Source organism: Bacteroides sp. HMSC067B03, from assembly GCF_001811315.1.
Classification (GTDB): Bacteria; Bacteroidota; Bacteroidia; order Bacteroidales; family Bacteroidaceae; genus Bacteroides; species Bacteroides faecis.
In genome coordinates this window covers 12923-35310 of record NZ_KV804390.1, presented here as the reverse complement: position 1 = coordinate 35310, position 22388 = coordinate 12923, and the positions used below count along the sequence as shown (strand labels likewise).

Genomic DNA, 22388 nt, shown 5'->3' with positions numbered 1-22388 from the left:
AATGTGACTGCAAATATTATTCATCTATACTAATACTCCATACCTTTGCCTCCATAAATCAATAAAAGAATTGAATATGAAAGCAAAGTTTTTATTTATCTTATTATCGGTATTATTTATTATACCAACGAGTGCAGCAATACTAAATAAGCATAAGCACAAAATTCGCCTTACCTCATTTACTCTAAGGAACAAAGCAACAACTCGTTCTCCTATTGAATTTGATATGGATGTGCAAGAAACCGACAGTTGCCTACAAATCATCTTTCTGTCACCTCTGCCGGATGCAGAAATAACTATTACAGATAAAAACGGGAAAACCATAGTTCATGAACCTCCTACCTTCATAAACAAAGGTCAAACATTGTATATAGAAACTCCAAACGGTTATCCTTATACAGTAAAGATTATCTCTCCCATAATGGATATAACCGGAGATATTGTAGAAGAAGAAAGCGAATAAAAAAATAAAAAAAGATGAGACTAAACATTTATTTGATCGGAGCATTCTTCGGAATGTTTATTCTATCATCGTGCGGGAACGATGATAATGAAACTCCTGCTCCTAAAGATGATTCATGGTATTGGGGATACTTTAAAGGTACTATAAACGGAAAAGAAATAGCAGTAGAAAATGTAGGACATGGTGATTGGCCAGTTCGTACATCTAAACATATTTTAAACTATTTACCTTCTGAAGAAGATGAGCCTAATTCCATAAAAATGAAAACAGTGATAGGAATGTCTACAGGGATAAAATATAGTGAAAACGAATCAATGGGTATAAATATCTTTGATTTATACATGGGAGTACGTTATATTACACTTTCTACAAGATCAGATTTCATTTATGATGGAATACAAATAAGTCGAGATACACAAAGCGATGAATATGAAAATAGATATATTCTTTATATTCCCAAAAAGGAGAACCCGTTCCGAGCAGAAGTCATCAATCTGACTTATGCAGACGACACTCATCCTATTCTTGAAGTAAAACTTGACGGAGTACTTTATCGTTTAGATAATCCAAAAGATTCTATTATAATCAATGGTTCTTACGGAACCAGATAATTTTTATCTATTACTAACTTTCATAAAAAACATGCATTATGAAAAAGGTTTTATTAATGCTCGCAAGTGCATTTTTCATGTTTTCGTGTTCTCAAGAGGAAGGAACTTCTCCTATCAATGAGAATACAAGTAATTCACCCGTATCAGCAACTGCTGATGCACAACTAAAGTTCGCCAAATTACTGTCACAAGCCGCATCCAGCAATGTTGAAGTACGTAGCTTTTTAAAGAAAGAAGCTTTAGCACAATTCGACAATGACTATGACATTTTCTATCCAATGATTAAAGATAAAAAAGTATTCGGCGATCAAAGTTTCAGAGATGTATTGCTATCCTACTGCAAAGAAGCAAACGAACTGTCTGAAATAGAACAGTCTCTTCCTCTACTAAATATAATGATTCCGGATTTATCTCTATTCTGGGATTTTAATGCAGCAACTTGGGATACAAGCGACAAAGAAGTAGCTGTATTATGCAGAGATGACAAAAACAACACACTGTATGAAAATGGTGAAAACATTGGTAATATGGTAAAAGGAGATATTCCCGATTTTCCTTGCCTTGTTGTGAAAAACAACGAACGCATGAAAGTTACTAGTATTAATACCAGATCAGGAGAGGCTACTTATGAATTTATAAGTGACGCTTTTGATGGGAGCAAAAAGGTGCAAACCCGGCATTATGATGCTGACAATGATTTAGAAGCAACCGAAGATTTGAATAAATATGTTAGCAAAGATGTAGTAGCCACAGCTATTAACGCCTGGCGAGAATTCAAAAATGTTCCTAATGCCTGCCAAAGAGATTATATTTATTATGGTATTAATAAAACAAATACTCCCGGAACCTTAAATAGAAATATCAGAGAAAAATTATACCGATTCAGAATTAGTGCTACTGCATTTGGAAGAATTGCAGATGCTGACGGTGATCAAAGATTACAAAATTTAACCCAAGCAAAACGCTACCTTTCAAATGAAGAAATTCTTCAAAAGATATGGACGGATGGTAATTTTGAATTCCGTTTCAAATCGTATATTGCCGGAGAAACAAATAAAGATGCGATGGAACATAAGCTTGTATTTTCTATAAAGGCAAAAGATGTGTTCTCTATAGAAAAAATACATCTTCATCATAAAAACGGCACAGCATTCAGACAATCAAAAAATTTCTATTCGGTAGATATCAATAACCTAAGATCAAAATGGATTTACCCAGAACAGCTTAATGCAAATATTGACAACAAAGTTTTCATGTTACCATGGGATTTATATAATAAAGCCCTTTCCATTCATATGTATGTTGAGGAATTCGATCCCGATCAAACAATAGAAAAAACAGTAACTGTAGTAAATGAATTCACAAACAAAGCCGATTTTTCACTTGAAGGAGGTGGTAGCATAGATAGTGTTAAATTATCTGCCAAATTGGGATATGGCTTCTCTCATACCACTACCTCGACAAATACCACTACTGTTAAAACTTCAGTCGGTTCTGACGAATTGGGAACTCTTTCCTTCTTCTTCTACGACCCTATTATCAGAGCAGAATCTAATAATACCTATAAACTATATGACGTATCTAGCGGTGATGTAACAGCAACAATCTTACCGATTAATCTTATCACTACTAAATAAAAGATATAAATACAACATATATAGTTTATAAAATAACACTTAGATTAGATACTTACTGACTATCTATAAGCCATCTATATCAAATAATAAAACTAGACTTTAACTTGATATTCAGAACATTGTGAAGGAATTTAAACTTTAAAGCAAGATTAAATCCTTCACTCTGTTTTGAATATTTTTATATATCTGTACAAGAAGCAAACCTTATATCTTTTTCCTCCGATCACATATAACTATTGTATCGTTAATGCCGAAATATAAGGTAGTACATATTAGAATAAAAGCCAGCCACAACAATACATAAAGAACGCTTCACCAACCTTCTATATCAGTAATATTTTCCAGTTTCATATATGTGAGCCATTCAGACCATATACGTGAACCGATGAGACCATGCATGTGAATCTATTGATTCACGTACGTGAAACGAATCTACATTACTATCAAAAGATATTAATGTAACATACAAAACTGCTTAATAAACAACACATAGCCTATTAATGCAGGTATATCATCCTACAAAAGGAGCCAGAATTCCACTACTTAACAGTGACAATAGAAAAGCAGAGGTCCTTTTATTGTCACTCTATTATCACTACTTATTATCACCGTCATGTTATTGGTTAATAAGCTTCTAAGTCTAAAAAGTGATAAGTGATAATAAGAATCACATTAAAATGCCTGGTCCTTCGTCACTTTTTGTTCAACCGGTTTAGTTTAGTTCTGACTAATAAATATTATATTTGCATGAAAACATTTATAAAATCATAAATAGAGACTATATGATAGAAGCACCCGAAGCCCGTTATCTCTGCGAACAACTCACTGAGACAGTTGTAGGAAAAAGAATAACAGATGTATTTATTCAATTCAGCCCTCACAAATTCGCTTGGTTTAACGGCAATTCCGATGAGTTTGCCGAATGGCTGGTCGGTAAGAGAATAAACGGTGCACAGTCTCAGGGAGGCATGGTAGAGATAACAATAGAAGATAAAGTGCTCGTACTCACAGACGGAGTAAATCTGCGTTATCTGACTCCGGGGACCAAGCTGCCGGCCAAGCATCAGTTACTTATCGCATTCGAGGATGAAAGCTGCCTGATAGCTTCCGTACGGATGTACGGCGGACTCATGTGCTATGACAAGAATGCCGCTACGGGCATGCTTTCCGAATATTACCGGATAGCGAAAAGCAAACCGCAAGTGATGACAGATACCTTCAGCAAAGAATATTTTCTCGGACTGATTAATGAGGAAGGCGCACAGAAGAAATCTGCCAAAGCTTTTCTTGCAACAGAGCAGACTATTCCGGGATTGGGAAACGGTGTATTACAGGACATCTTGTATCATGCCCACATCCATCCGAAGAAAAAAATAGCCACATTAACAGACAAAGAGAAAGAAAATTTGTTCTATCAAGTAAAGGAGACCATGGACGATATCTACCGGCAGGGCGGACGAAGCACGGAATCGGACCTATTCGGAGCGAACGGCAAGTACGTTGCTTGCCTCTCTAAAGATACGGCAGGCAAAGCCTGTCCCCGTTGCGGAGAAACCATCGTCAAGGAGAATTATCTTGGCGGTAGCATTTATTATTGCCGTGGTTGCCAGATATTGGAATAAGAACCCAACCAATGACTAAAAGAAAACAGAAAATGAAGAAATTTACCAAGATCAACTACATTCTAACCTTTATATTAGTATTCTGTATCGGAGCTACCCTCCCCATCCTGATCGGTAGCAGCCATGTAGACGAGCAGCATTCCGCCAAATCGGAAGTGCCTTATTGCGTCACCCCACCCACCGTCCCTGAACAGGTCACCTTTGACGGAGAGACAATCGACCTCCGCCGCTACGACCGTCGTGAGCGGATGGACCGGGAGATGATGGCGTTCACCTATATGCACTCCACCACTATGCTACTCATCAAGCGTGCCAACCGTTACTTCCCGATAGTGGAACCGATTCTGAAAGCGAACGGTATCCCCGATGACTTCAAATACCTGATGGTTATTGAAAGTAACCTCAACAACATAGCCCGTTCTCCCGCCGGTGCAGCCGGATTATGGCAGTTCATGCCCGCTACGGGACGCGAATTCGGACTGGAAGTGAATGAAAATGTAGACGAACGTTACCACATCGAAAAAGCAACGGTAGCAGCCTGCAAATACTTCAAACAGGCTTATGCCAAATACGGAGACTGGATGGCAGTATCCGCTGCCTACAATGCCGGACAAGGACGAATTTCGTCCCAACTCGACCAGCAGCTTGCCAGTCATGCGATGGACTTATGGCTGGTAGAAGAAACTTCCCGGTATATGTTCCGCCTGCTGGCAGTCAAGGAGATATTCAACAATCCGCAACGATATGGATTCCTGTTGAAAAAGGAACACCTATATCCGCCTATCCCCTACAAAGAGATCACCGTCAGCACCCCCATCGCCAGCCTGAGCGATTTTGCCAAACAGCAGGGAATCACGTATGCCCAACTTCGGGATGCTAACCCTTGGCTGCGCGAACAAAGTCTAAAGAACAGGACCGGAAAAACATACGTTCTCAATATACCGACACAAGAAGGAATGTATTATGATCCAAAGAAAACCGTGGCATACAACAAGCATTGGGTAATAGATTGAGAAGCAAGCATTCTATGAATAACAAGTAACTGATTATTCGCATGAAACTGAAAGAAAGAATCCATCATTTCCTGCATAACGAAAAAATGAAACATAAGTTATACGTTATCATTTTTGAGTCGGACACTCCTTCGGGAAAGCTGTTCGATGTGATTCTTATCGGTTGTATCCTTGCCAGTGTGTTGCTTGTCATTATAGAAAGTCTGAAAGGACTCCCCTCCTGTCTGACCACTCCATTTGTCGTAATGGAATACCTATTTACCGGTTTCTTTACTTTTGAGTATCTGACACGGATCTATTGTTCTCCCCGTCCCAAGAAATACATTTTCAGTTTCTTCGGTATCGTGGACCTGCTGGCTACCCTGCCGCTTTATATCGGTTTACTGTTTCCGGGAGCACGCTATCTGCTTATCATCCGCGCATTCCGGCTGATACGGGTATTTCGTGTCTTTAAACTGTTCAACTTCTTAAACGAAGGCGAACGGCTGCTCACCGCACTGCGGGAAAGCAGTAAAAAGATTGCTGTATTCTTCCTGTTTGTCGTGATACTGGTTACTTCCATCGGAACGCTCATGTATATGATAGAAGGGAATATTCCCGGCTCTCAGTTCAACAACATCCCGAACAGCATTTATTGGGCTATTGTCACGATGACTACCGTAGGATACGGAGATATCACTCCTGCCACCGGACTGGGAAAGTTTCTTTCAGCATGTGTCATGCTGATCGGCTATACCATCATTGCAGTACCTACCGGCATTGTGTCCGCCTCTATGATGAAAGACTACAAACGGAGAAGAGACAAAGAATGTCCGAACTGCCATCGTTCCGGACACGAAGACAATGCGAAGTTCTGCAAGTATTGCGGACATGATTTAAATCCGGACCTGTGATTCAGGTCAACGTCGTCTGAATATCCGTTCAAACAGGAAAATAAAGATACATCCTGCCCCATAGCAGACGATATCTTTCCAATCGAACGTAGATCCCAGAATAATTCTTAATGCACGGTTGGTGATTCCCAGCGTTTCCACCAATTGAAAATATTGCAGAATTTCGACAAAGCAGGCGAACAGGAAGACATAAAACGGCAGGCGGGGAATCCCTGTCGGGATGAATATACGCACGAAGCTATACACCAGTACTACCACCAAAGCATCTCCCATATAAGGACGTACGAAACTATCACGCACATACAAGGCTATGAGCACCTCTATACAAAATATCATCAGAAAACTAATGATGTAAAATATCCTTTTCTCCATTTCTTATTCAATCTTTGGCGTGATGCACGGTTTTGACTGCGAATATACGATAAAATGCAGACGCTACATTCAAATATTACTAAATTAATAGCACAAAAAGAGAAAAGAATTGTATATTTATAGGACTAACCGTTTTTTAAGAAAAAGGCAGAAGAAACAAAAGAACAGAAGAAATAAGAACAGAAAAACAAGAACTAAAGAAACAAACAAAGAAAAGAAAGGAGACCGAACCTATGATGTTGAACGTTGATTTTATGTTAAGATTACTGGTCGCAGGAATACTGGGAGCCATCATCGGACTGGACCGTGAATACCGTGCCAAGGAAGCCGGATACCGCACTCACTTCCTCGTATCATTGGGCAGTGCCCTGATTATGATTGTTTCGCAGTACGGATTTCAGGAGATCATCAAAGAAAACAGTGTGACACTCGACCCCAGTCGTGTAGCGGCACAAGTAGTAAGCGGCATCGGATTTATCGGTGCGGGAACCATTATTCTACAGAAACAAATCGTCCGCGGACTGACTACAGCCGCCGGTATATGGGCCACAGCCGGCATCGGTCTGGCAGTCGGCGCAGGAATGTACGCCATCGGCATAGCCACTACCGTACTGACTCTGATCGGACTGGAACTACTCAGCTATATCTTCAAAAGCGTAGGCATGAAAAGCTCAATGATCGCATTCTCTACTAACAACAAAGATACTTTAAAGCAGATAGCAGACAGATTCAATTCAAAAGATTATATGATTGTCTCTTACGAAATGCAAACACTACATCCGGGTGAAATGGAATCCTATCAGGTCACAATGGTCATCAAATCGAAACGGAACAATGATGAAGGACATCTGCTTTCGTTGATGCAGAACTTTCCGGATGTAACGGTGCAGCGGATAGAATGAAGAAATTCATCATTTCTCATTTCCCTGCTTTTCCGTCAAATACTTCCAGTAGCGAACAGGCATATCCTTTTTATGCTTTCTCGGATTCATACGTTCCTTGATGCAGATAGCCTTGAAATACGTTTTCCAGAGTTTCTGAAAGATCTTCTCGTTCTCATCCATCAGACTCTCGTCCAGCATGCCCGTAATCAGATGAGCGGCCTTGCTGTCGTCATCAAAAGAGATCGTAGTCACTTCCTGCAAATCATAGTAAAAGCCATAACGCCGCTTCATATCATAGACAATCCACTTCTGATCGGCAAAGCGGTCCTTGAAGTGCTGGATAGTCAGTGGTAAGGCATTGTACTGCGGTTCAAAGGCAGCAAAGAAAGTACCGTCCGCCGCTTTCTGAAAACGTACGAACTGCATCAGATGCACCCGTTCGCCATCCACCTTCTTCCAAATCTGAGCAAGCTGAAGTACATCCGGATCACCGAAGTTAGTCTCGATAGAGCGAGGAGCGTCAATCGCCTTACGGATATAACGAAAAATAAGCATCCCTATATCCGGCAATTCCGACAACCAGCTCTGGGTGAGGCAGCCGAGCGCGGAAGCGGAAACCTTCTTCTGCAAACCACGCCACACACGGGCGGCTTTCTCTTCGTCGGTGACCACCGTATGCAGCTCATCGTAAAACAAAGGCAACGCATCCCCTTCCGACAACAGGAAATCGGGAAAGGTCTTACGAAAATAAGCGTCGAAGACAGCAGTCAGCAACCCGTCAAAGGTTTTATCGTAGATATAAACATTCATTATCTCCCGGTTTTACAATATATTCCAGACATCTTCTTTATTTCTATTCTCCGAAATCCAGTACCAGCTGCCGGTCGTCCACCTTCTTCTTCGGCTTCGGGAGCAGCAGGCTGCGTACCCGCTGCGGAGAAAGCTCGTTCACCGTCTGCATCTGCAAAGGCAGTTCCCTGCACGTAATGAAATACTGCGCTTTTTTCATCACTACGCCTATCTTCTTCAATTCATAAAAGCCTAGACGGGAAAAACGGCGGGATGCCACAATCAGCTTAGCCGACTTCACCCCGATACCCGGCACACGGAGCAACAGTTCATAATCTGCCTTATTGATATCGACCGGAAACTGCTCCGGATGACGCAAAGCCCATGAGAGTTTCGGATCTATCTCCAGGTCGAGATCGGGATAAGCGTCATCCACTATCTCGTCCACTTTAAACTGATAGAAGCGCAGCAGCCAGTCCGCCTGATAGAGACGGTTCTCGCGTACCAGAGGCGGTTGTTTCAGTGCGGGCAGCCGCGTATCGTATGTGTTCACGGAGACATATCCGGAATAGTAAACACGCTTCATCGTCGGTCGCCCATAGAGAGCCGACGAAAGGAAAAGAATATCTTTATCCGACTCGGAGGTAGCTCCTACAATCATCTGCGTGCTCTGTCCCGCAGGGGCAAAGCGCGGAGCGTGGCGAAACTTCTGCCGTTCTTCTTTGCTTTCGAGCACTCCTTGCTGAATATACTTCATCGGGGCGAACACACTCTTATGGTCCTTTTCGGGAGCGAGCAGTTTGAGGTTTTCCTCTTTGGGTATTTCTACGTTGACGCTGAGACGGTCGGCATACAGACCGGCTTCATTCACCAGTTCCCGGCTCGCTCCGGGAATGCTTTTCAGATGGATATATCCGTTGAAGCGGTGCACTTGACGCAGATCTTTCGCCACGCATACCAGCCGTTCCATTGTATAGTCGGGACTACGGACCACACCGGAACTGAGAAACAAGCCTTCGATATAGTTTCGCCGGTAAAATTCAATTGTCAGTTCCACCAGTTCGGACACAGACAGGGTGGCGCGGGGAAGATCATTGCTACGCCGGTTGATGCAGTAGGCACAGTCGTAAATACAATAATTGGTCAGCATGACTTTGAGCAGGGAGATGCACCGTCCGTCTTCGGCAAAACTGTGGCAGATTCCCCATCCTCCTACGGTATTGCCCAGCATGCCCGGTTTGTTGGAGCGCACTGTACCGCTGGATGCACAGGATACATCGTACTTGGCGGATTCTGCCAGAATCTTTAGTTTAGCGAGGACATTTTCGTTCATGGACCCAATCTGATTAGAGCCGCAAATATACGATTTTAATCGGAATGCTTGGGTGATAATGAACCAAATCACACGCATTTTGTTCTTTATAAACAAAACAATCAGTCTCTATATATATAAAAAAAGAGGATGCCCGTGGGAAAATGTGAGGGGCATCCTCTGCAAAGAACAGAAGGCGGAAAAAAAGACTTTCACAAGCATCGTTTTCCATCTGTTCACGTGGGGTTTTTCTTCACATTTAAGTGAAAAAAAGGGTTCATTACAGAAGTCCGGGCTTTCACAAGCACGGGCTTCCTCTTTTTACTCATCATGCAGGGTACCTCATCTTATTATTAATAGAATAGAGGAATAGGGAAAACCCCGCACGAGAAGTGGGAAAATATTATTCCGCAATACAGATACTTACCCGGTTTTCTTCCGGCACGCGGTAAGGCTGTACAGTATCTCCTTTAAAGTCCGTTACGATTCTGCTTGCTGCGATGCCTTTGGCTTTCAGTGCGTCGGCAACGTTCTTCGCACGTTTCTCGGATAAGGCCAGGTTGATTCTCGGATTACCGGTTTCTTTGTCGGCATATCCGGTGATGGCAACTTTGCTGTTCGGATACTTTTCCATGTATGCCACCATCGCGTCAATCTTCGACAACTGGTCATTCTGAATTTTCGCAGAATTTAAAGCAAAGAAAATATTTTGTTTCATCGGTTCCACTACTACTGCCGGTTTCGGTTTCGGCTGTGGCTTTTCTACCACAGGCTGAGGTTTCGGTTGCTCTACTACCGGTTCCGGTTCATAGTATACCGGGGCTGTTTTCTTATAGCTCTTGCCTAATTTGATATTCAGACCAACCAAAACATTGAACTGCCAGTCGCAGTTGCCTGCCTTTTTGGAATTGAATTTGTCGGAAAGAGCGTTTGCATTTCCTTCAATATTGATAGCCAGCCGGTCATTGAGGCGCAGGTCGCATCCCAGTCCAAAGCGTCCGGCTACAAGGTTTTGTTTGTCTTGCCACAGATACTCCAGTTCGTGAGATCTTGTGTCCAGTGCATTTGCTTCGTCGTTGTCGAAAGCATGATTCAATCCTACGCCGCCAAAAATATATCCGTTGAATACACGTTTCGGATTAAAACCACAAAATAAAGTACTGAGGTCTGCCATAAGGTCCAGATTGCCTTGCAGATATTTGTATTGATAGGTTTGAGAAGGAGTGACCCATCCTGCCTTTGCCTGCCAACCGCTTACGCCTAAACGGGCTCCAAATGCGGGTGCAAACTTATACCCTACATTGACGGCTGCTGCCGGAGAGATCAAATCGGTAAAATCGGCTTCGCCTACTGTGTGAGCGGCTCCCGCCTGTACTTGCATAGACCAATGAGGTTTGAACACTGTCTTACCTTCTTCCTTGATTCGCTGTTCCTGAGCGAACGCCATAGTACTACTGACAGTAAGCAGAGATAATAATAGCAAATTTCTTATTTTCATAATATTTTTATTTTAAGTCTTATGAAAAACTTTGTGAAAAAGGGGGGCCCTTCTGTAGAGCCCCCTTTTAGATTTATTCTGTCTAAGAATCATTTCAAAGACATTCACACATTATCAACTGTTACTTAACAGGTTTCACCAAAATAGTCAACTGAGAAGTAGCAGTACCCCAACCGTAATTTACAGTAGCAGGGATGAAGATCTTATATTCAGATCCTACCGGTGAATTAACATTCACATACTTAACAGTATTACCTTCCTGAACCAAAGTAGCACCGTTAGGCAACTTACCATTAGCCAAATTGGTAGTAGCTTTCGTTACATCCAATTTAACTTCACCGAATGGGCCATAGAAGTACCAGTATTGTCCAGCAACCCATTGATCAGTTGTTTCTGTGTAAGTAGTCCATACATAGCATCCGCATCCAGCAGTTTCTCCATCAACTGATCCGTTGAAGTTAGGATAGTCAGAATGTTCATGTTTAACTTCTTCCCAAGTACCATCAATCCATTCGTACTTAGCCGGAGTATACTCGATACCTGCTACGTAAGTGTATTCAACGAGTTGACCTTCTAAGATAACTCTATTGGTGTATTCAGTTTTTCCAATCTGATCTACTTTAGCAAAAGGATGAATTTCCCAACCCTTAGCGCGAAGTTGAGCTTCAATAGCCTTATCAGCATCAGCTTGCGTTTCTGCTTCAGCAGTGAAAGTAGCTCTATCTTCTTCAACCCACTCATACTTCATGAAACCAACTTTCTTATATTTAAGATAGCTATATGTTGCAGTTGCAGTATACATAGTTACAGGCTTAACAGCTGTGAAAGAAACTTTCTTAGTTATCACATTCAACTTAGCTTCTTGTGTCTGTACATAGTGGCCGTCAACATATTCATACTTCGGAGTATACTTGAAGTCCCAATAAGATACACTTCCTGTAACAGATTCCTGATAAGGAGCAGTAATCGCTTCACCTCTCCAGTCTGTCAATAATTTATTATGCTGGAAGTTAGCGATATCACCACCAGTCTTAGCATCCTGCAAAGAAATTTCACCTGGCATATTCAGATTAACAGGACGGATAAAGTTAACCACGAAGCTATGTTGTGAAAGCTCATCACCGCTCTCCAATTTATAAACATGTTTAACTACAGCCTGCAGACCACCTTCGCTATTCAATGCTTTCTTAACCGCATCATCATTCTTATCCAAAGAGATTACAGTTCCATTGATCTTAACACCTGACAATACAGTCGTAGTAGCCTTACCATTAGATCTAGTTTCGATTATCTCATAGTAATCTTCAACACATTTAGGAAGTCCGGTTACTGTATGTTCTGTATAAGCTGCTTCCAGATCTTGATTGAACTGGCAGTTTTCAGGATCTTCATCATTATCAGTCGGAACTGTTACATTCACATCAAAATCATCAGCTGAAGTACCGGCCAAGGTCCAATAAGTATCATTCTTAACCAGTTTTTCTTCAAATGTCGGCAACTTCACATCAATTGTGAATTGGAATGTTACAGCAGCAGGATATTCAGAAGAAGCCAGTTTGTTCTTCACTGTAATGCTTGCTACGAAAGTAGAAGTAGAACCAATCTTACCAAGTTCACCATGTTTGAATGACCAAACAATCTTCTTAGTTGCAACTCCGGCTGAAGTAGGACCGTCTACGATGCTAGGAGCTGACATTCCATAAGCACTACCGTTCTTCGTTACAGCAGTTGTAGCAGTAGAAGCGTCATACAGATTCCAGAATTCTTCGTGGCTCATACCAACTTCACCAAGACTGTTTGCAATCTTACGGTACAGGTTCTCACGAATGTATTCTTCGTTCATTTCATAAGTAGCAGCAGTTGTTGAGCACTCGTAAGTCAATGTTCCCAAAGTCATAGGCAGAGTCATATCATCACTCTTAGTAACTCCGATTTCTACTTTCACGAAACCACGACGTACTACATTACCGTCAGCATCAACCAGTTCAACTTTCAAGATCGGAGTACGACCGATAGCTTCTTTGCTGAAATCTTCTGCCTGATACAAACCAGCTTCAGCATCATTACATTTGATCCATTTCTGCTGGTCAGTAGTAGTAGCACCTGTTTCAATCTCATATTTAGAACTTGCTACAGCAAATCTATATGATAAGCTGTAGTCCTCGATCGGGAATTTACGGTGAATATTAGTTTCTTCATTGTCACCGAAACAAGTTGCAACCAAGTCTTTCAAGTTGAATACTTCGTTGTAATACATCTTGTATCGAGGTTCTTCTAGTTTACAAGCATCAAATGTTGTTGCGTAATGAGCATCAGCTCCCCATTCTGTTAAAGTAGCATCATCGGCAATACGTACATCTGATGCATCCAATATATCATCGTAGATAGATACGTATGGAGAAGTTACCACTGCACCTGTTTCGTCTTTATCAACAGCTTCACCTTTCAATGTAGCCTGCAAAGCGATCATATTCACATCGCTCTTTTCCGGCTGAGTTGAGTGAGCGTTCAGACGAAGCAGTTTGAAGTCAACTGTACCCTTTTCAGCATTAGCAACCGGTTCGCCACTGATTTCAACCCATTTGCTGGCAGCAGCACGAGTGTTGATCACTGTAACAGTGCGATCAATGTAGCTATAGTCAGCGTTAGCCAACTTGAAGCTAGCCGGATTGAAGTGGTAGCTGGCAGTTGCCAAAGCAGCTGTAGAGAATTTATAAGTAGTAGGGATTTCTGCATTTTCACTCTTGTCCATCGCACCATACTTCAACGAGCTGAACTTAATAGCTTCAACACCGTCTACAATATAATCAGGAGCAAATGTGATGCTTGACAAACGAGCTACAACCAATATGTGCAATTGATCCAAGTCAGGTTTGATTTCTTCTCTGATTTGTTTCTGAATTTCAGCAATAGCCGGTTTGATATTGTCCTTGATATCATTTTTAATATCAGTCAACTGATTATTGATACGTTCTTCCAGATTAGCCATATCTGTAGCAGTCTGGTTCTTCAGATTTGTAATAGCTTCTGCATTACCGTTAATCAGTTCTTTCAGTCCGCCTTCACCGTTGATTTCATTCCACAGTTTCTCAATTTCTGTTTGAGCAGTGGCGATATCTTCTACGGCTTTCTTTATAGCTTCAGCATTAGCAGTGTAATCAAGACAAGCTTCTTTATATTCTTCTAATGTAGCCGACTGAATTTTCAAGTTTTCATATGCCGCCATCAAAGTTGCAATAGCCTGCTTCGCATCGCGCATGTCTTCGGCCACCTGATCCGGATCCAGATTGTTCAATCTTTCTTCGATACCCTCAATTTTACCTGCAATTGCAGTTTGGGCTGCTTCAAAAACTTCCCTGTCAACTTTTCCGTCGATAGACTCTTGCAACAGTACCTTCAACGCTTCCACCTGCTTTTTAGCTTCTTCTATTGCTTCAGCTTTAGCATTAGCAGCAGCCTCCTGAGCGGCAGCAGCATCAGCTTTCGCCTGAGCAGCATCAGCAGCAGCCTGGTCACCGGCAGCCTTAGCAGCTTCAGCTTCAGCCTTAGCAGCATCAGCAGCTTCTTTGGCGGCATCGGCAGCCGTTTGTGCAGCCTTAGCAGCAGCATCTAACGTAGCCAGCTGTTTTTCAAGAGCTGTAACGGAACTTTGATTTCCGTCAATTTGTTCTTGTAGCCCCTTGATGTCGTCATCATAGTCTTTACAAGAAGTAAATGTACCCGCTGAAGCCGCTAATAGCGCTCCAAACAGGACGACACTTAAATACTTTTTGTTCATAATAAAAAAACTTTTAATTTATAAATTAAAAAAATAATAAAAATATAGTCTTCAAATTCTTCTTCTCAAAATTCATTTCTCATTCCTTTCATTCCTTGTGCGACCTCCTTTTCTTAATTCATTCGACCTTTATTTCCCTTATACAATACACTTAAAAGCATATTCGCCATACAACTGTAGCCCGTTACTTTGTAGGTAACGGGCACACCTTTGTCCCGGCTTCCGAAAAGCCGCTTTTATGAAAAACCAAGCATTTTGATCATGAAACATTTTTACCCCTGCTTTTGAGCTACGGCAGAGGGGAGGAAATTCTTTGTATCTTAATCAAAGGTTAATAAGGCCCTGGCAAAAGAAATCCGTCGTTTTATCGTATTATTTCTCTTTTTTTAGTAGTTTATCAGAAAAAATATCTTTTTTGTTTGCATGTTTTCCAAAATATATCCATCTTTGCAACGCCATTTGGCTCCGTTACCTACAAAGTAACGGTCTAGTTATCAGCAGCCTACTCCTATAATAGATCGTTTTACAAAATTAATAATCTGATTATTAGCTTCATCAATTTTCTTACTACGGAAAGGCTTAAGATACGTCTCGGTCACCGTAATCGAGGAATGCCCCATCGCTTCAGAGATAATACCCGGATGAATCTCACAATAGTAGGCTGTCGTGGCCCATGTATGGCGGGCTGCGTACGAGCTCAACCTATCATTCAACCCCAGCATTTTGCCCAACAACATGAGTTGCTGGTTGAAGCTGCGCAAGGCCAACTGATACTCGTGATAGGCTTCCTTCGTTCCTTCACCGCTTTTCAACAGCGGGAAAAGATAAGGAGAATCAGTATCACGACTCATATACCTTTTCAACAAGATCATCGCTTCCGGTGTAAGTGTCACCGACAAAGGGCGCCCCGTCTTCCGCCTGCGGTAAGTGATCACGTTATCCCTCAAATCACTTTTACGCAGATAGGCAAGATCGACAAACGGCAAGCCGCGAAGCAAAAACATTAATATAAACAGTTCTTGTGCGCGCCGTACAGTAGTAGGTACGGCAGAAGATGAAGATAGTTTAGTAAAGACTTTCTTCATGTCTTCATCACACAGTGCCCTCTTATGGTCTGCACGCGTACCTGTATAGACGTAACGGAACAGATGAGGTGTATAAATAATCATCCGACTATTAACCGCACGGTTGTACACCGCACGGAATGTCCTTAGATAGGTAGAAACGGTATTCCAGCTACATCCTCTCCCACGAAGGTGTACCTCAAACCCTTTTAGCCACTCCGGGGTAACTTTATCAAAAGAAAAATCCCCTTTCCCACAATAAGCAATGATGGCATTGGTACTGCTACGATACACGTGCGCAGTACCAAAGTTTCCCCCCATCCGTAGCTCTTCGGCTACCTGCTTCATAAATGCTACTACTTTTAACATTGTACTAAGTATTAAAATTTACACTCTAAATATACAAATATTTTAGTAACTTGGAACCTTATATATGTATATTTTATTCATTGTTTTGACTTTCGCCGGACAGATGGATTTGATCCGGCAGAAAAGAAAAGAACAAACGAGAGAGAGGTTGAGTTCACGATACCCCTAAAAGCCCTAAACTCCCAGTCTACGAACATGCGAACAGGGACTAAAGAAAAAAATCATGAATATATCTACACAAAACAACAGGGAAAAAGAAGAATTGAAAGCTATGCTTACAGAGGTGAAATTTAAAATATATTTTTAATTACAAATACAAGAATTAACCAGAAAATAATTTAAATATTTTATTGTAACAAATATATTTTTAGTAATTTTGCAATGTCTTTACAGAATTGCACTACATATTTGTAACAATAAAATTATATTAAAATGAACTTAGAAAACGAAAACGGAGAGATTACATGGGACATCAAAGGATTCAAGGCTTTCTCCGACCTGGCGATGACATTCTTTCCGGAATACAGCAACATAGACGCGGCAAGCAAAAGAATGCGCGCAGAAATAGAAAATGACGAATCACTATTCAATGCCCTAAAACAGGCACACTATACGCACAACACCACACGTCTCAGCCCTAACCAGCAATATATACTGATATCCCTCTGGGGACCGTCTCACATTCATCTGCACTTCCGCTTCGGCACGCAAGAAACAGGGGAAGAATGAAAGGGGCAAAAAACACAGAAAAAGTGAGTCGTCCGAACAATATTAATATAGATAATTATATTTATTAATAATATATGGGCGGGTGTATGGGCGGGTCTCTTTTTTTAATGCTCATAACAGACTAGACTTCAATCAGTTGCATCCACTCAAAAACGGGCGGTTGTATGGGCGGCTTATTTTTCTGCAAATCCTCAAAATAGAGGCTCTAATTTCATCAAACAGAACCTCCATTTCTACTCAATAGAGGTTCTATTCTTAGCCAATAGAACCTCTATTTTTCCCGGCGACTTTCACCGCAACCCTCCTGCCCTCAAATACAAGTTTACACTCCATCTCCTCTTTTTGGCTTTTCCCCATACCATTCAAGTCTTCCTTCCTGTCACTCTCCCCTGTTTTCGACATAAACCGAATGCTATTCTCATTACATTCCAACATTATTTTCAACTCGTTCCGTCCAAATACGCCAGCACCGTCCATATTCGCCAAAACCGTCCATACGAACTTGACAAAAGATTCTCAATTTCGTACCTTCGGGCCGGATTTAAAGATCATTTGTCCACAACCAATAATATTAATTTAATAACGATTCAATGAAACAAATTACCGAGACATCCTTTCAACAAGGCTATTTCAAAATTCCCAGAACACTACTAAAACAACAGACAGGAAGCGGACAGCTGGAAAATATGGGAGCTTTCTTCCAAGTCCTCTCGCACGCCAACTATTCGGAAACAACCTACAACATTCACGGACTGACGATCTTTTGCCAACGTGGCGAATCACTTATCAGCAACCTGCATTGGAGTATTTTATTTGGATGGACCCGGTATAAGACCGCCCGTTTCTTCAAAAGGCTGGAACGCGAAGGCATCATCGAGATCCTCCCCCACCCGGAGAAGACTTTCCATATCCGCATCATCAACTACGACCTATGGACTGGAAGTGCACAGCCTGCCGACTCCTCTCAGAAAGAGGAAGAATCATCCAAAGCTTTCCACACCTTTTGGGACAACTACCATCAGATCATGCGGAAGCCCAAAGTCAACGTCGCCCGTGCCCGCCACGAATGGGAGAAGCTCACGAAAGAAGAATGGCAACTTGCCATCGACCGTATCGAAGATGTCTACTACCACACCAACGACACCCGCTTCATCGCCCACGCCTCCACTTACCTGAAAGACAAAGCTTTCCTGAACGAATACATAGACTAACCCCGACACCTCAAACATCATGAACCAACAAGCCACCGAACTCGAAGAAGCCATCATAGGCGCCTGCCTGATAGAGCAGGAAGCCCTGCCACTCGTCGCCGACAAACTACGTCCCGAAATGTTCTACGACAACCGTCACCAACTGATCTTCGCCTGTCTGACAGCCATGTATCAGGCCGGCAAAAAGATCGACATACTCACCGTCAAGGAAGAACTCGTCCACCGGGGCAACCTGGAAGAAGCAGGCGGCGCATTCGCCATCGCACAGCTGAGCAGCAAAGTCGCCTCTTCCGCCCACATCGAATACCATGCGCAGATCGTCCATCAGAAATACCTGGCACGCGAAGCCGTTCTCGGCTTCAACAAGCTCCTCGCCTGCGCCATGGACGAAACAATGGACATCGGCGACACACTGATAGACGCCCACAACCTCCTCGACCGGCTCGAAGGCGAATCCGGCCACCAAGACCACATGCGGGATATGGAAACACTGATGGCCGACGCCCTCAAAGAAGCCGAAGACCGCATCGCCAAAAGCGTGAACGGCGTCACCGGCATTCCCACCGGTTTGAACGAACTGGACAAGAAAACAGGCGGTCTGCAAGACGGAGAGATGGTGGTTATCGCCGCCCGTCCCTCGGTAGGAAAGACGGCCTTCGCCCTCCATCTGGCACGCAGTGCAGCATCAGCAGGAAAAGCGGTAGCCGTGTACAGCCTCGAAATGGAAGGGGAACGCCTTGCCGACCGGTGGTTACTCGCTGCCAGCAACATCAATCCATACCGGTGGCGAAACGGGCTTGCCAATCCGCAGGAAGTAGCGGAAGCACATACCACCTCCGGCGAGTTGTCGCAACTGCCCATTTACGTGGACGACAACTCCTCTGTCAGCATGGAGCACGTCCGCTCCAGCGCACGACTGCTGAAAAGCCGCAAACAATGTGACATGGTCATCATCGACTACCTGCAACTTTGCGACATGACTACCAAGCAGCTCAACCGGAATCGTGAACAGGAAGTAGCGCAAGCTACCCGAAAAGCGAAGTCGCTTGCCAAAGAGCTGCATATTCCGGTCGTACTGCTGAGCCAATTGAACCGTGAGTCGGAGAACCGTCCCGGAGGCCGTCCGGAGCTGGCACACTTACGTGAGAGCGGGGCTATCGAGCAAGATGCGGATGTTGTAATGCTGCTCTACCGTCCGGCACAGCAGCGCATCACCATCGACAAGGAAAGCGGGTATCCGACAGAAGGATTGGGAGTGGTCATCGTAGCCAAACAACGCAACGGGGAGACAGGAAACGTCTACTTCGGGCACAACCAGTCTATGACAAAAATATATGATTACGTTCCGCCATTGGAATATATGATGAAACATGCCAGATAGGGAGATATCAAGTTATATATATTATTACATTTTATAGTATAAATACCGGCTCTTTTCTTTTCTATTTTATTTTATATATTAGGGGAAAATAAAGTGCTATTTACTTGACTTCGCCTCTCAGATTTCGTATCTTTGTATTGTTAGAAAAAAGCATCACATAAGTATTAACCAAACCTTAACTTTTTAGAAATTATGAATGTATTAGTAGAACGCTATCAACGCAGAAAGTATGTAAACCAGGAGAATGCTCCCATGTTGTATTACATCCGTCAGAAGTCGGGCAATGTGAGGGTGATGGACATCGACACGATAGCTACCGCTATCGAAAGCAAGTCGGCACTGACCGCCGGAGATGTGAAGCATACCATCGAGGCTTTTGTGGAACAACTGCGGGCATCGCTCACACAAGGCGACAAAGTGAAAATTGACGGACTGGGTACGTTCCACATCACGCTGACCAGTGACGGTACGGAGCTGATGAAGGAGTGTACGGTACGCAGCATTCGCCGTGTCAATGTGCGGTTCGTTGCGGACAAGGCGCTGAAGCTGATGAACGCAAGTCACACCAGTACCCGAAGCGAGAATAATGTGGATTTCGTGCTGGGTGGTAAGAGTGACGAAGACGGAGGCGGAAACGGCGGCAATGGTGGAAACGGCGGTTCGGGCGGCAACACTCCCGGAGGGGATGATGGAGACGAGGCACCGGACCCGACAGTTTAAGACTGTAAACTACACATGGCGGGGAGATTTCAGCTCCGCCATGTTTTTTTCACTAATATGATTGATCACTCTACCCGATTCTATTTTCTTTATTCACCAATGATTCAATAAATATATGTTAGACAAAATACTTGATATTATTATGACGATTCTCCCTTTCTTCGGAGGTCGCAAGAAACGCCAGCAAATGGCGCAGGAAGTGAAAGAGTTCAGCGAACTTGTGAAGGAACAATACGGCTTCCTGATGGCACAGCTCGAAAAGGTATTGAAAGATTACTTCGACCTGAGCGACCGGGTAAAGGAGATGCATGCGGAGATATTTTCCTTGAAAGGCAGGTTGTCGGAAGCGATGGCATTGCAGTGCGTCAACAAGGAGTGTATCCAACGCAAAAACAGTACGGACGCATGAGGACAATCAATCTAATTGTCGTCCACTGCTCCGCCACCCGGGAGGACAAGAGCTTCACCGAGCATGACTTGGAGACGTGTCACCGCCGTCGCGGATTCAACGGAACGGGGTATCATTTTTATATCCGCAGAAACGGTGATATCAAATCTACCCGCCCTATCGGACGTATCGGTGCTCACGCACGAGGTTTCAACAAGGAGAGTATAGGGATCTGCTATGAAGGTGGGTTGGACTGTCGGGGAGTGCCCAAAGATACGCGTACTTCGTGGCAGAAACATTCTCTACGGGTGCTTATCCTCACATTGCTGAAAGATTTTCCCGGTTGCCGCATTTGCGGGCATCGTGATCTCAGTCCCGATCTCAACGGGAACGGTGAGATAGAGCCGGAAGAATGGATCAAGGCGTGTCCTTGCTTTGAGGCAAGTAAGGAGTGGAACCGAGAGTAAATAAAAGAATTCCCCTTATCTCTCGCCTGTCCGGTTGTGAGATAAGGGGATTTTTCTTTTTTCTGATATCTTAGTAGACTTCCAAATCTTATTTCTTAGAAGCTTCCAAAGATGCTTTACGGAATTCTTTCATTGCTTTTTCGATTTCCAAAGAAGCTTTACGAGCGCGAGTTCCTGCTGCTTTGTTACCGTTTTCAATCTGAGCGTTAGCATCTTTTGCGAAGTCAGCATACAGAGCTGCTACTTTTTCTACCAATTCTTTCATAATCCTTTTATTTTTTTCGTTAATAATGTGCCGCAAAAATACACTGTTTCCCGAAATAAACGCATAAAAACGATATTTTTTTTGAATTTATCTGCGAAAATAAACTAAAAAAAGGGCTTTTCGCCATTTTTCCCTACCTTTGTAGCCATGAAAACGCTTACAGATACGGATTATATACATAGTTTGATAGCTGAAGGAGAGCATCAGCAACAGGACTTCAAATTTGAAATTTCAGACGCACGGAAAATCGCAAAAAGCCTCTCGGCATTTGCCAATACCGACGGAGGGCGGTTATTGATAGGCGTTAAAGACAACGGACGGATAGCCGGAGTACGATCTGAAGAAGAAAAATATATGATAGAAGCCGCTGCACAACTTTATTGTATTCCGGAAGTTGAATATACTTTACAGACATTTATCGTGGAAGGCAAGCAGGTACTGGTGGCCACCATCGAAGAAAGCCCGCACAAGCCTGTGTATGCAAAAGATGAAAACGGGAAACCTCTCGCCTATCTCCGCATCAAGGACGAGAATATCCTGGCGACGCCTATTCATCTGCGTGTATGGCAGCAAAGTGACAGTCCACGGGGAGAACTGATCCGATACACGGAACGGGAACAGCTCCTGCTCGACCTGCTGGAACAGGGTACTTTGCTTTCTCTCAACCGTTATTGTCGCCAGACCGGACTTTCCCGACGGGCAGCCGAACATCTGCTCGCCAAATTTGTTCGTTATGAAATAGTAGAGCCTGTATTCGAAAATCATAAATTCTATTTTCGGATAAAAAGCGAATAATGCAAGAGTTATCATTTTAGAAATGAACAAAATTATAAATTGAGGATTAGGCACGGATTACACGGATTAACACGGTTGTTTTACGTAATCATAGCACTAAAACCGTGTTAATCCGTGTAATCCGTGC

General features: G+C 43.0%; 21 protein-coding genes. 14 read left to right on the top strand and 7 right to left on the bottom strand.

What is annotated here, in order from left to right:
- Nucleotides 1-76 precede the first annotated feature (76 nt).
- From HMPREF2794_RS16435 to HMPREF2794_RS16410, 6 genes are all read left to right on the top strand, one after another.
- Nucleotides 77-463: a DUF3244 domain-containing protein gene (locus HMPREF2794_RS16435; RefSeq protein WP_010537062.1), complete on the top strand. Its 387-nt coding sequence runs from the start codon at nt 77-79 to the stop codon at nt 461-463.
- 14 nt (nt 464-477) lie between these two features.
- Nucleotides 478-1074: a DUF5025 domain-containing protein gene (locus tag HMPREF2794_RS16430; protein ID WP_010537061.1), complete on the top strand. Its 597-nt coding sequence runs from the start codon at nt 478-480 to the stop codon at nt 1072-1074.
- A gap of 38 nt (nt 1075-1112) precedes the next feature.
- The gene (locus HMPREF2794_RS16425) at nt 1113-2711 is read left to right on the top strand and encodes a hypothetical protein (RefSeq protein WP_029425379.1); all 1599 of its coding nucleotides are present in this window, start codon (nt 1113-1115) and stop codon (nt 2709-2711) included.
- Nucleotides 2712-3493: 782 nt separating this feature from the next.
- The gene (locus tag HMPREF2794_RS16420) at nt 3494-4333 is read left to right on the top strand and encodes a DNA-formamidopyrimidine glycosylase family protein (RefSeq protein ID WP_010537059.1); all 840 of its coding nucleotides are present in this window, start codon (nt 3494-3496) and stop codon (nt 4331-4333) included.
- Nucleotides 4334-4365: 32 nt separating this feature from the next.
- Nucleotides 4366-5346, top strand: a complete 981-nt coding sequence (locus HMPREF2794_RS16415; protein WP_022302058.1) for a lytic transglycosylase domain-containing protein — start codon at nt 4366-4368, stop codon at nt 5344-5346.
- 41 nt (nt 5347-5387) lie between these two features.
- Complete coding sequence (locus HMPREF2794_RS16410; RefSeq protein ID WP_070751939.1) at nt 5388-6239, top strand: ion transporter; 852 nt, start codon at nt 5388-5390, stop codon at nt 6237-6239.
- Between the two features lie 6 nt (nt 6240-6245).
- On the opposite strand, the gene HMPREF2794_RS16405 is transcribed toward HMPREF2794_RS16410, so the two are convergent.
- Nucleotides 6246-6611, bottom strand: a complete 366-nt coding sequence (locus HMPREF2794_RS16405; protein ID WP_010537056.1) for a ribosomal maturation YjgA family protein — start codon at nt 6609-6611, stop codon at nt 6246-6248.
- 233 nt (nt 6612-6844) lie between these two features.
- Here HMPREF2794_RS16405 and HMPREF2794_RS16400 point away from each other — a divergent pair, with 233 nt between their 5' ends.
- Nucleotides 6845-7513 carry an MgtC/SapB family protein gene (locus tag HMPREF2794_RS16400; RefSeq protein ID WP_010537055.1) on the top strand — a complete coding sequence of 223 codons (669 nt, stop codon included), beginning with the start codon at nt 6845-6847 and terminating at the stop codon, nt 7511-7513.
- A gap of 9 nt (nt 7514-7522) precedes the next feature.
- On the opposite strand, the gene HMPREF2794_RS16395 is transcribed toward HMPREF2794_RS16400, so the two are convergent.
- From HMPREF2794_RS16395 to HMPREF2794_RS16375, 5 genes are all read right to left on the bottom strand, one after another.
- On the bottom strand, nt 7523-8305 hold the full coding sequence (locus HMPREF2794_RS16395; RefSeq protein WP_022302056.1) for a TIGR03915 family putative DNA repair protein: 783 nt from the start codon (nt 8303-8305) through the stop codon (nt 7523-7525).
- A 43-nt stretch (nt 8306-8348) separates the two neighbouring features.
- The gene (locus HMPREF2794_RS16390) at nt 8349-9617 is read right to left on the bottom strand and encodes a putative DNA modification/repair radical SAM protein (RefSeq protein ID WP_070751955.1); all 1269 of its coding nucleotides are present in this window, start codon (nt 9615-9617) and stop codon (nt 8349-8351) included.
- Between the two features lie 382 nt (nt 9618-9999).
- Nucleotides 10000-11094 (bottom strand): OmpA family protein, encoded by a 1095-nt coding sequence (locus HMPREF2794_RS16385; protein ID WP_070751937.1) that lies wholly within the window; start codon nt 11092-11094, stop codon nt 10000-10002.
- A 121-nt stretch (nt 11095-11215) separates the two neighbouring features.
- A complete protein-coding gene (locus HMPREF2794_RS16380) occupies nt 11216-14872 on the bottom strand; it encodes a hypothetical protein (RefSeq protein WP_010537051.1) in 3657 nt (1218 codons plus the stop codon).
- A 494-nt stretch (nt 14873-15366) separates the two neighbouring features.
- The gene (locus HMPREF2794_RS16375) at nt 15367-16305 is read right to left on the bottom strand and encodes a tyrosine-type recombinase/integrase (RefSeq protein WP_022302052.1); all 939 of its coding nucleotides are present in this window, start codon (nt 16303-16305) and stop codon (nt 15367-15369) included.
- Nucleotides 16306-16737: 432 nt separating this feature from the next.
- Between HMPREF2794_RS16375 and HMPREF2794_RS16370 the strand changes: the two genes are divergently transcribed.
- From HMPREF2794_RS16370 to HMPREF2794_RS16340, 6 genes are all read left to right on the top strand, one after another.
- Nucleotides 16738-17034: a DUF4248 domain-containing protein gene (locus tag HMPREF2794_RS16370; protein ID WP_010537049.1), complete on the top strand. Its 297-nt coding sequence runs from the start codon at nt 16738-16740 to the stop codon at nt 17032-17034.
- 590 nt (nt 17035-17624) lie between these two features.
- Nucleotides 17625-18245 carry a hypothetical protein gene (locus HMPREF2794_RS16360; protein WP_010537047.1) on the top strand — a complete coding sequence of 207 codons (621 nt, stop codon included), beginning with the start codon at nt 17625-17627 and terminating at the stop codon, nt 18243-18245.
- A gap of 19 nt (nt 18246-18264) precedes the next feature.
- Nucleotides 18265-19626: a replicative DNA helicase gene (gene dnaB / locus HMPREF2794_RS16355; RefSeq protein WP_010537046.1), complete on the top strand. Its 1362-nt coding sequence runs from the start codon at nt 18265-18267 to the stop codon at nt 19624-19626.
- 192 nt (nt 19627-19818) lie between these two features.
- On the top strand, nt 19819-20346 hold the full coding sequence (locus HMPREF2794_RS16350; protein WP_010537045.1) for an HU family DNA-binding protein: 528 nt from the start codon (nt 19819-19821) through the stop codon (nt 20344-20346).
- 115 nt (nt 20347-20461) lie between these two features.
- Nucleotides 20462-20755 (top strand): hypothetical protein, encoded by a 294-nt coding sequence (locus tag HMPREF2794_RS16345; RefSeq protein ID WP_010537044.1) that lies wholly within the window; start codon nt 20462-20464, stop codon nt 20753-20755.
- The gene (locus HMPREF2794_RS16340) at nt 20752-21201 is read left to right on the top strand and encodes an N-acetylmuramoyl-L-alanine amidase (RefSeq protein ID WP_010537043.1); all 450 of its coding nucleotides are present in this window, start codon (nt 20752-20754) and stop codon (nt 21199-21201) included. Before HMPREF2794_RS16345 ends, HMPREF2794_RS16340 begins: the two co-directional genes overlap by 4 nt.
- An 88-nt stretch (nt 21202-21289) precedes the next feature.
- Here the strand turns inward: HMPREF2794_RS16340 and HMPREF2794_RS16335 are convergent, their stop codons facing one another.
- On the bottom strand, nt 21290-21466 hold the full coding sequence (locus HMPREF2794_RS16335; protein ID WP_007750534.1) for a histone H1: 177 nt from the start codon (nt 21464-21466) through the stop codon (nt 21290-21292).
- A 147-nt stretch (nt 21467-21613) separates the two neighbouring features.
- Here HMPREF2794_RS16335 and HMPREF2794_RS16330 point away from each other — a divergent pair, with 147 nt between their 5' ends.
- Entirely contained in the window at nt 21614-22261 is a 648-nt protein-coding gene (locus tag HMPREF2794_RS16330) for an AlbA family DNA-binding domain-containing protein (RefSeq protein WP_029425374.1), read from the top strand.
- The last annotated feature ends 127 nt before the right edge of the window (nt 22262-22388 follow it).

Excerpts from the sequence above, each read along its gene's own strand:
- HMPREF2794_RS16435 (WP_010537062.1), top strand. The coding sequence starts at position 77 with ATGAAAGCAAAGTTTTTATTTATCTTATTATCGGTATTATTTATTATA.
- HMPREF2794_RS16430 (WP_010537061.1), top strand. The coding sequence starts at position 478 with ATGAGACTAAACATTTATTTGATCGGAGCATTCTTCGGAATGTTTATT.
- HMPREF2794_RS16425 (WP_029425379.1), top strand. The coding sequence starts at position 1,113 with ATGAAAAAGGTTTTATTAATGCTCGCAAGTGCATTTTTCATGTTTTCG.
- HMPREF2794_RS16420 (WP_010537059.1), top strand. The coding sequence starts at position 3,494 with ATGATAGAAGCACCCGAAGCCCGTTATCTCTGCGAACAACTCACTGAG.
- HMPREF2794_RS16415 (WP_022302058.1), top strand. The coding sequence starts at position 4,366 with ATGAAGAAATTTACCAAGATCAACTACATTCTAACCTTTATATTAGTA.
- HMPREF2794_RS16410 (WP_070751939.1), top strand. The coding sequence starts at position 5,388 with ATGAAACTGAAAGAAAGAATCCATCATTTCCTGCATAACGAAAAAATG.
- HMPREF2794_RS16405 (WP_010537056.1), bottom strand. The coding sequence starts at position 6,611 with ATGGAGAAAAGGATATTTTACATCATTAGTTTTCTGATGATATTTTGT.
- HMPREF2794_RS16400 (WP_010537055.1), top strand. The coding sequence starts at position 6,845 with ATGATGTTGAACGTTGATTTTATGTTAAGATTACTGGTCGCAGGAATA.
- HMPREF2794_RS16395 (WP_022302056.1), bottom strand. The coding sequence starts at position 8,305 with ATGAATGTTTATATCTACGATAAAACCTTTGACGGGTTGCTGACTGCT.
- HMPREF2794_RS16390 (WP_070751955.1), bottom strand. The coding sequence starts at position 9,617 with ATGAACGAAAATGTCCTCGCTAAACTAAAGATTCTGGCAGAATCCGCC.
- HMPREF2794_RS16385 (WP_070751937.1), bottom strand. The coding sequence starts at position 11,094 with ATGAAAATAAGAAATTTGCTATTATTATCTCTGCTTACTGTCAGTAGT.
- HMPREF2794_RS16380 (WP_010537051.1), bottom strand. The coding sequence starts at position 14,872 with ATGAACAAAAAGTATTTAAGTGTCGTCCTGTTTGGAGCGCTATTAGCG.
- HMPREF2794_RS16375 (WP_022302052.1), bottom strand. The coding sequence starts at position 16,305 with ATGTTAAAAGTAGTAGCATTTATGAAGCAGGTAGCCGAAGAGCTACGG.
- HMPREF2794_RS16370 (WP_010537049.1), top strand. The coding sequence starts at position 16,738 with ATGAACTTAGAAAACGAAAACGGAGAGATTACATGGGACATCAAAGGA.
- HMPREF2794_RS16360 (WP_010537047.1), top strand. The coding sequence starts at position 17,625 with ATGAAACAAATTACCGAGACATCCTTTCAACAAGGCTATTTCAAAATT.
- dnaB (WP_010537046.1), top strand. The coding sequence starts at position 18,265 with ATGAACCAACAAGCCACCGAACTCGAAGAAGCCATCATAGGCGCCTGC.
- HMPREF2794_RS16350 (WP_010537045.1), top strand. The coding sequence starts at position 19,819 with ATGAATGTATTAGTAGAACGCTATCAACGCAGAAAGTATGTAAACCAG.
- HMPREF2794_RS16345 (WP_010537044.1), top strand. The coding sequence starts at position 20,462 with ATGTTAGACAAAATACTTGATATTATTATGACGATTCTCCCTTTCTTC.
- HMPREF2794_RS16340 (WP_010537043.1), top strand. The coding sequence starts at position 20,752 with ATGAGGACAATCAATCTAATTGTCGTCCACTGCTCCGCCACCCGGGAG.
- HMPREF2794_RS16335 (WP_007750534.1), bottom strand. The coding sequence starts at position 21,466 with ATGAAAGAATTGGTAGAAAAAGTAGCAGCTCTGTATGCTGACTTCGCA.
- HMPREF2794_RS16330 (WP_029425374.1), top strand. The coding sequence starts at position 21,614 with ATGAAAACGCTTACAGATACGGATTATATACATAGTTTGATAGCTGAA.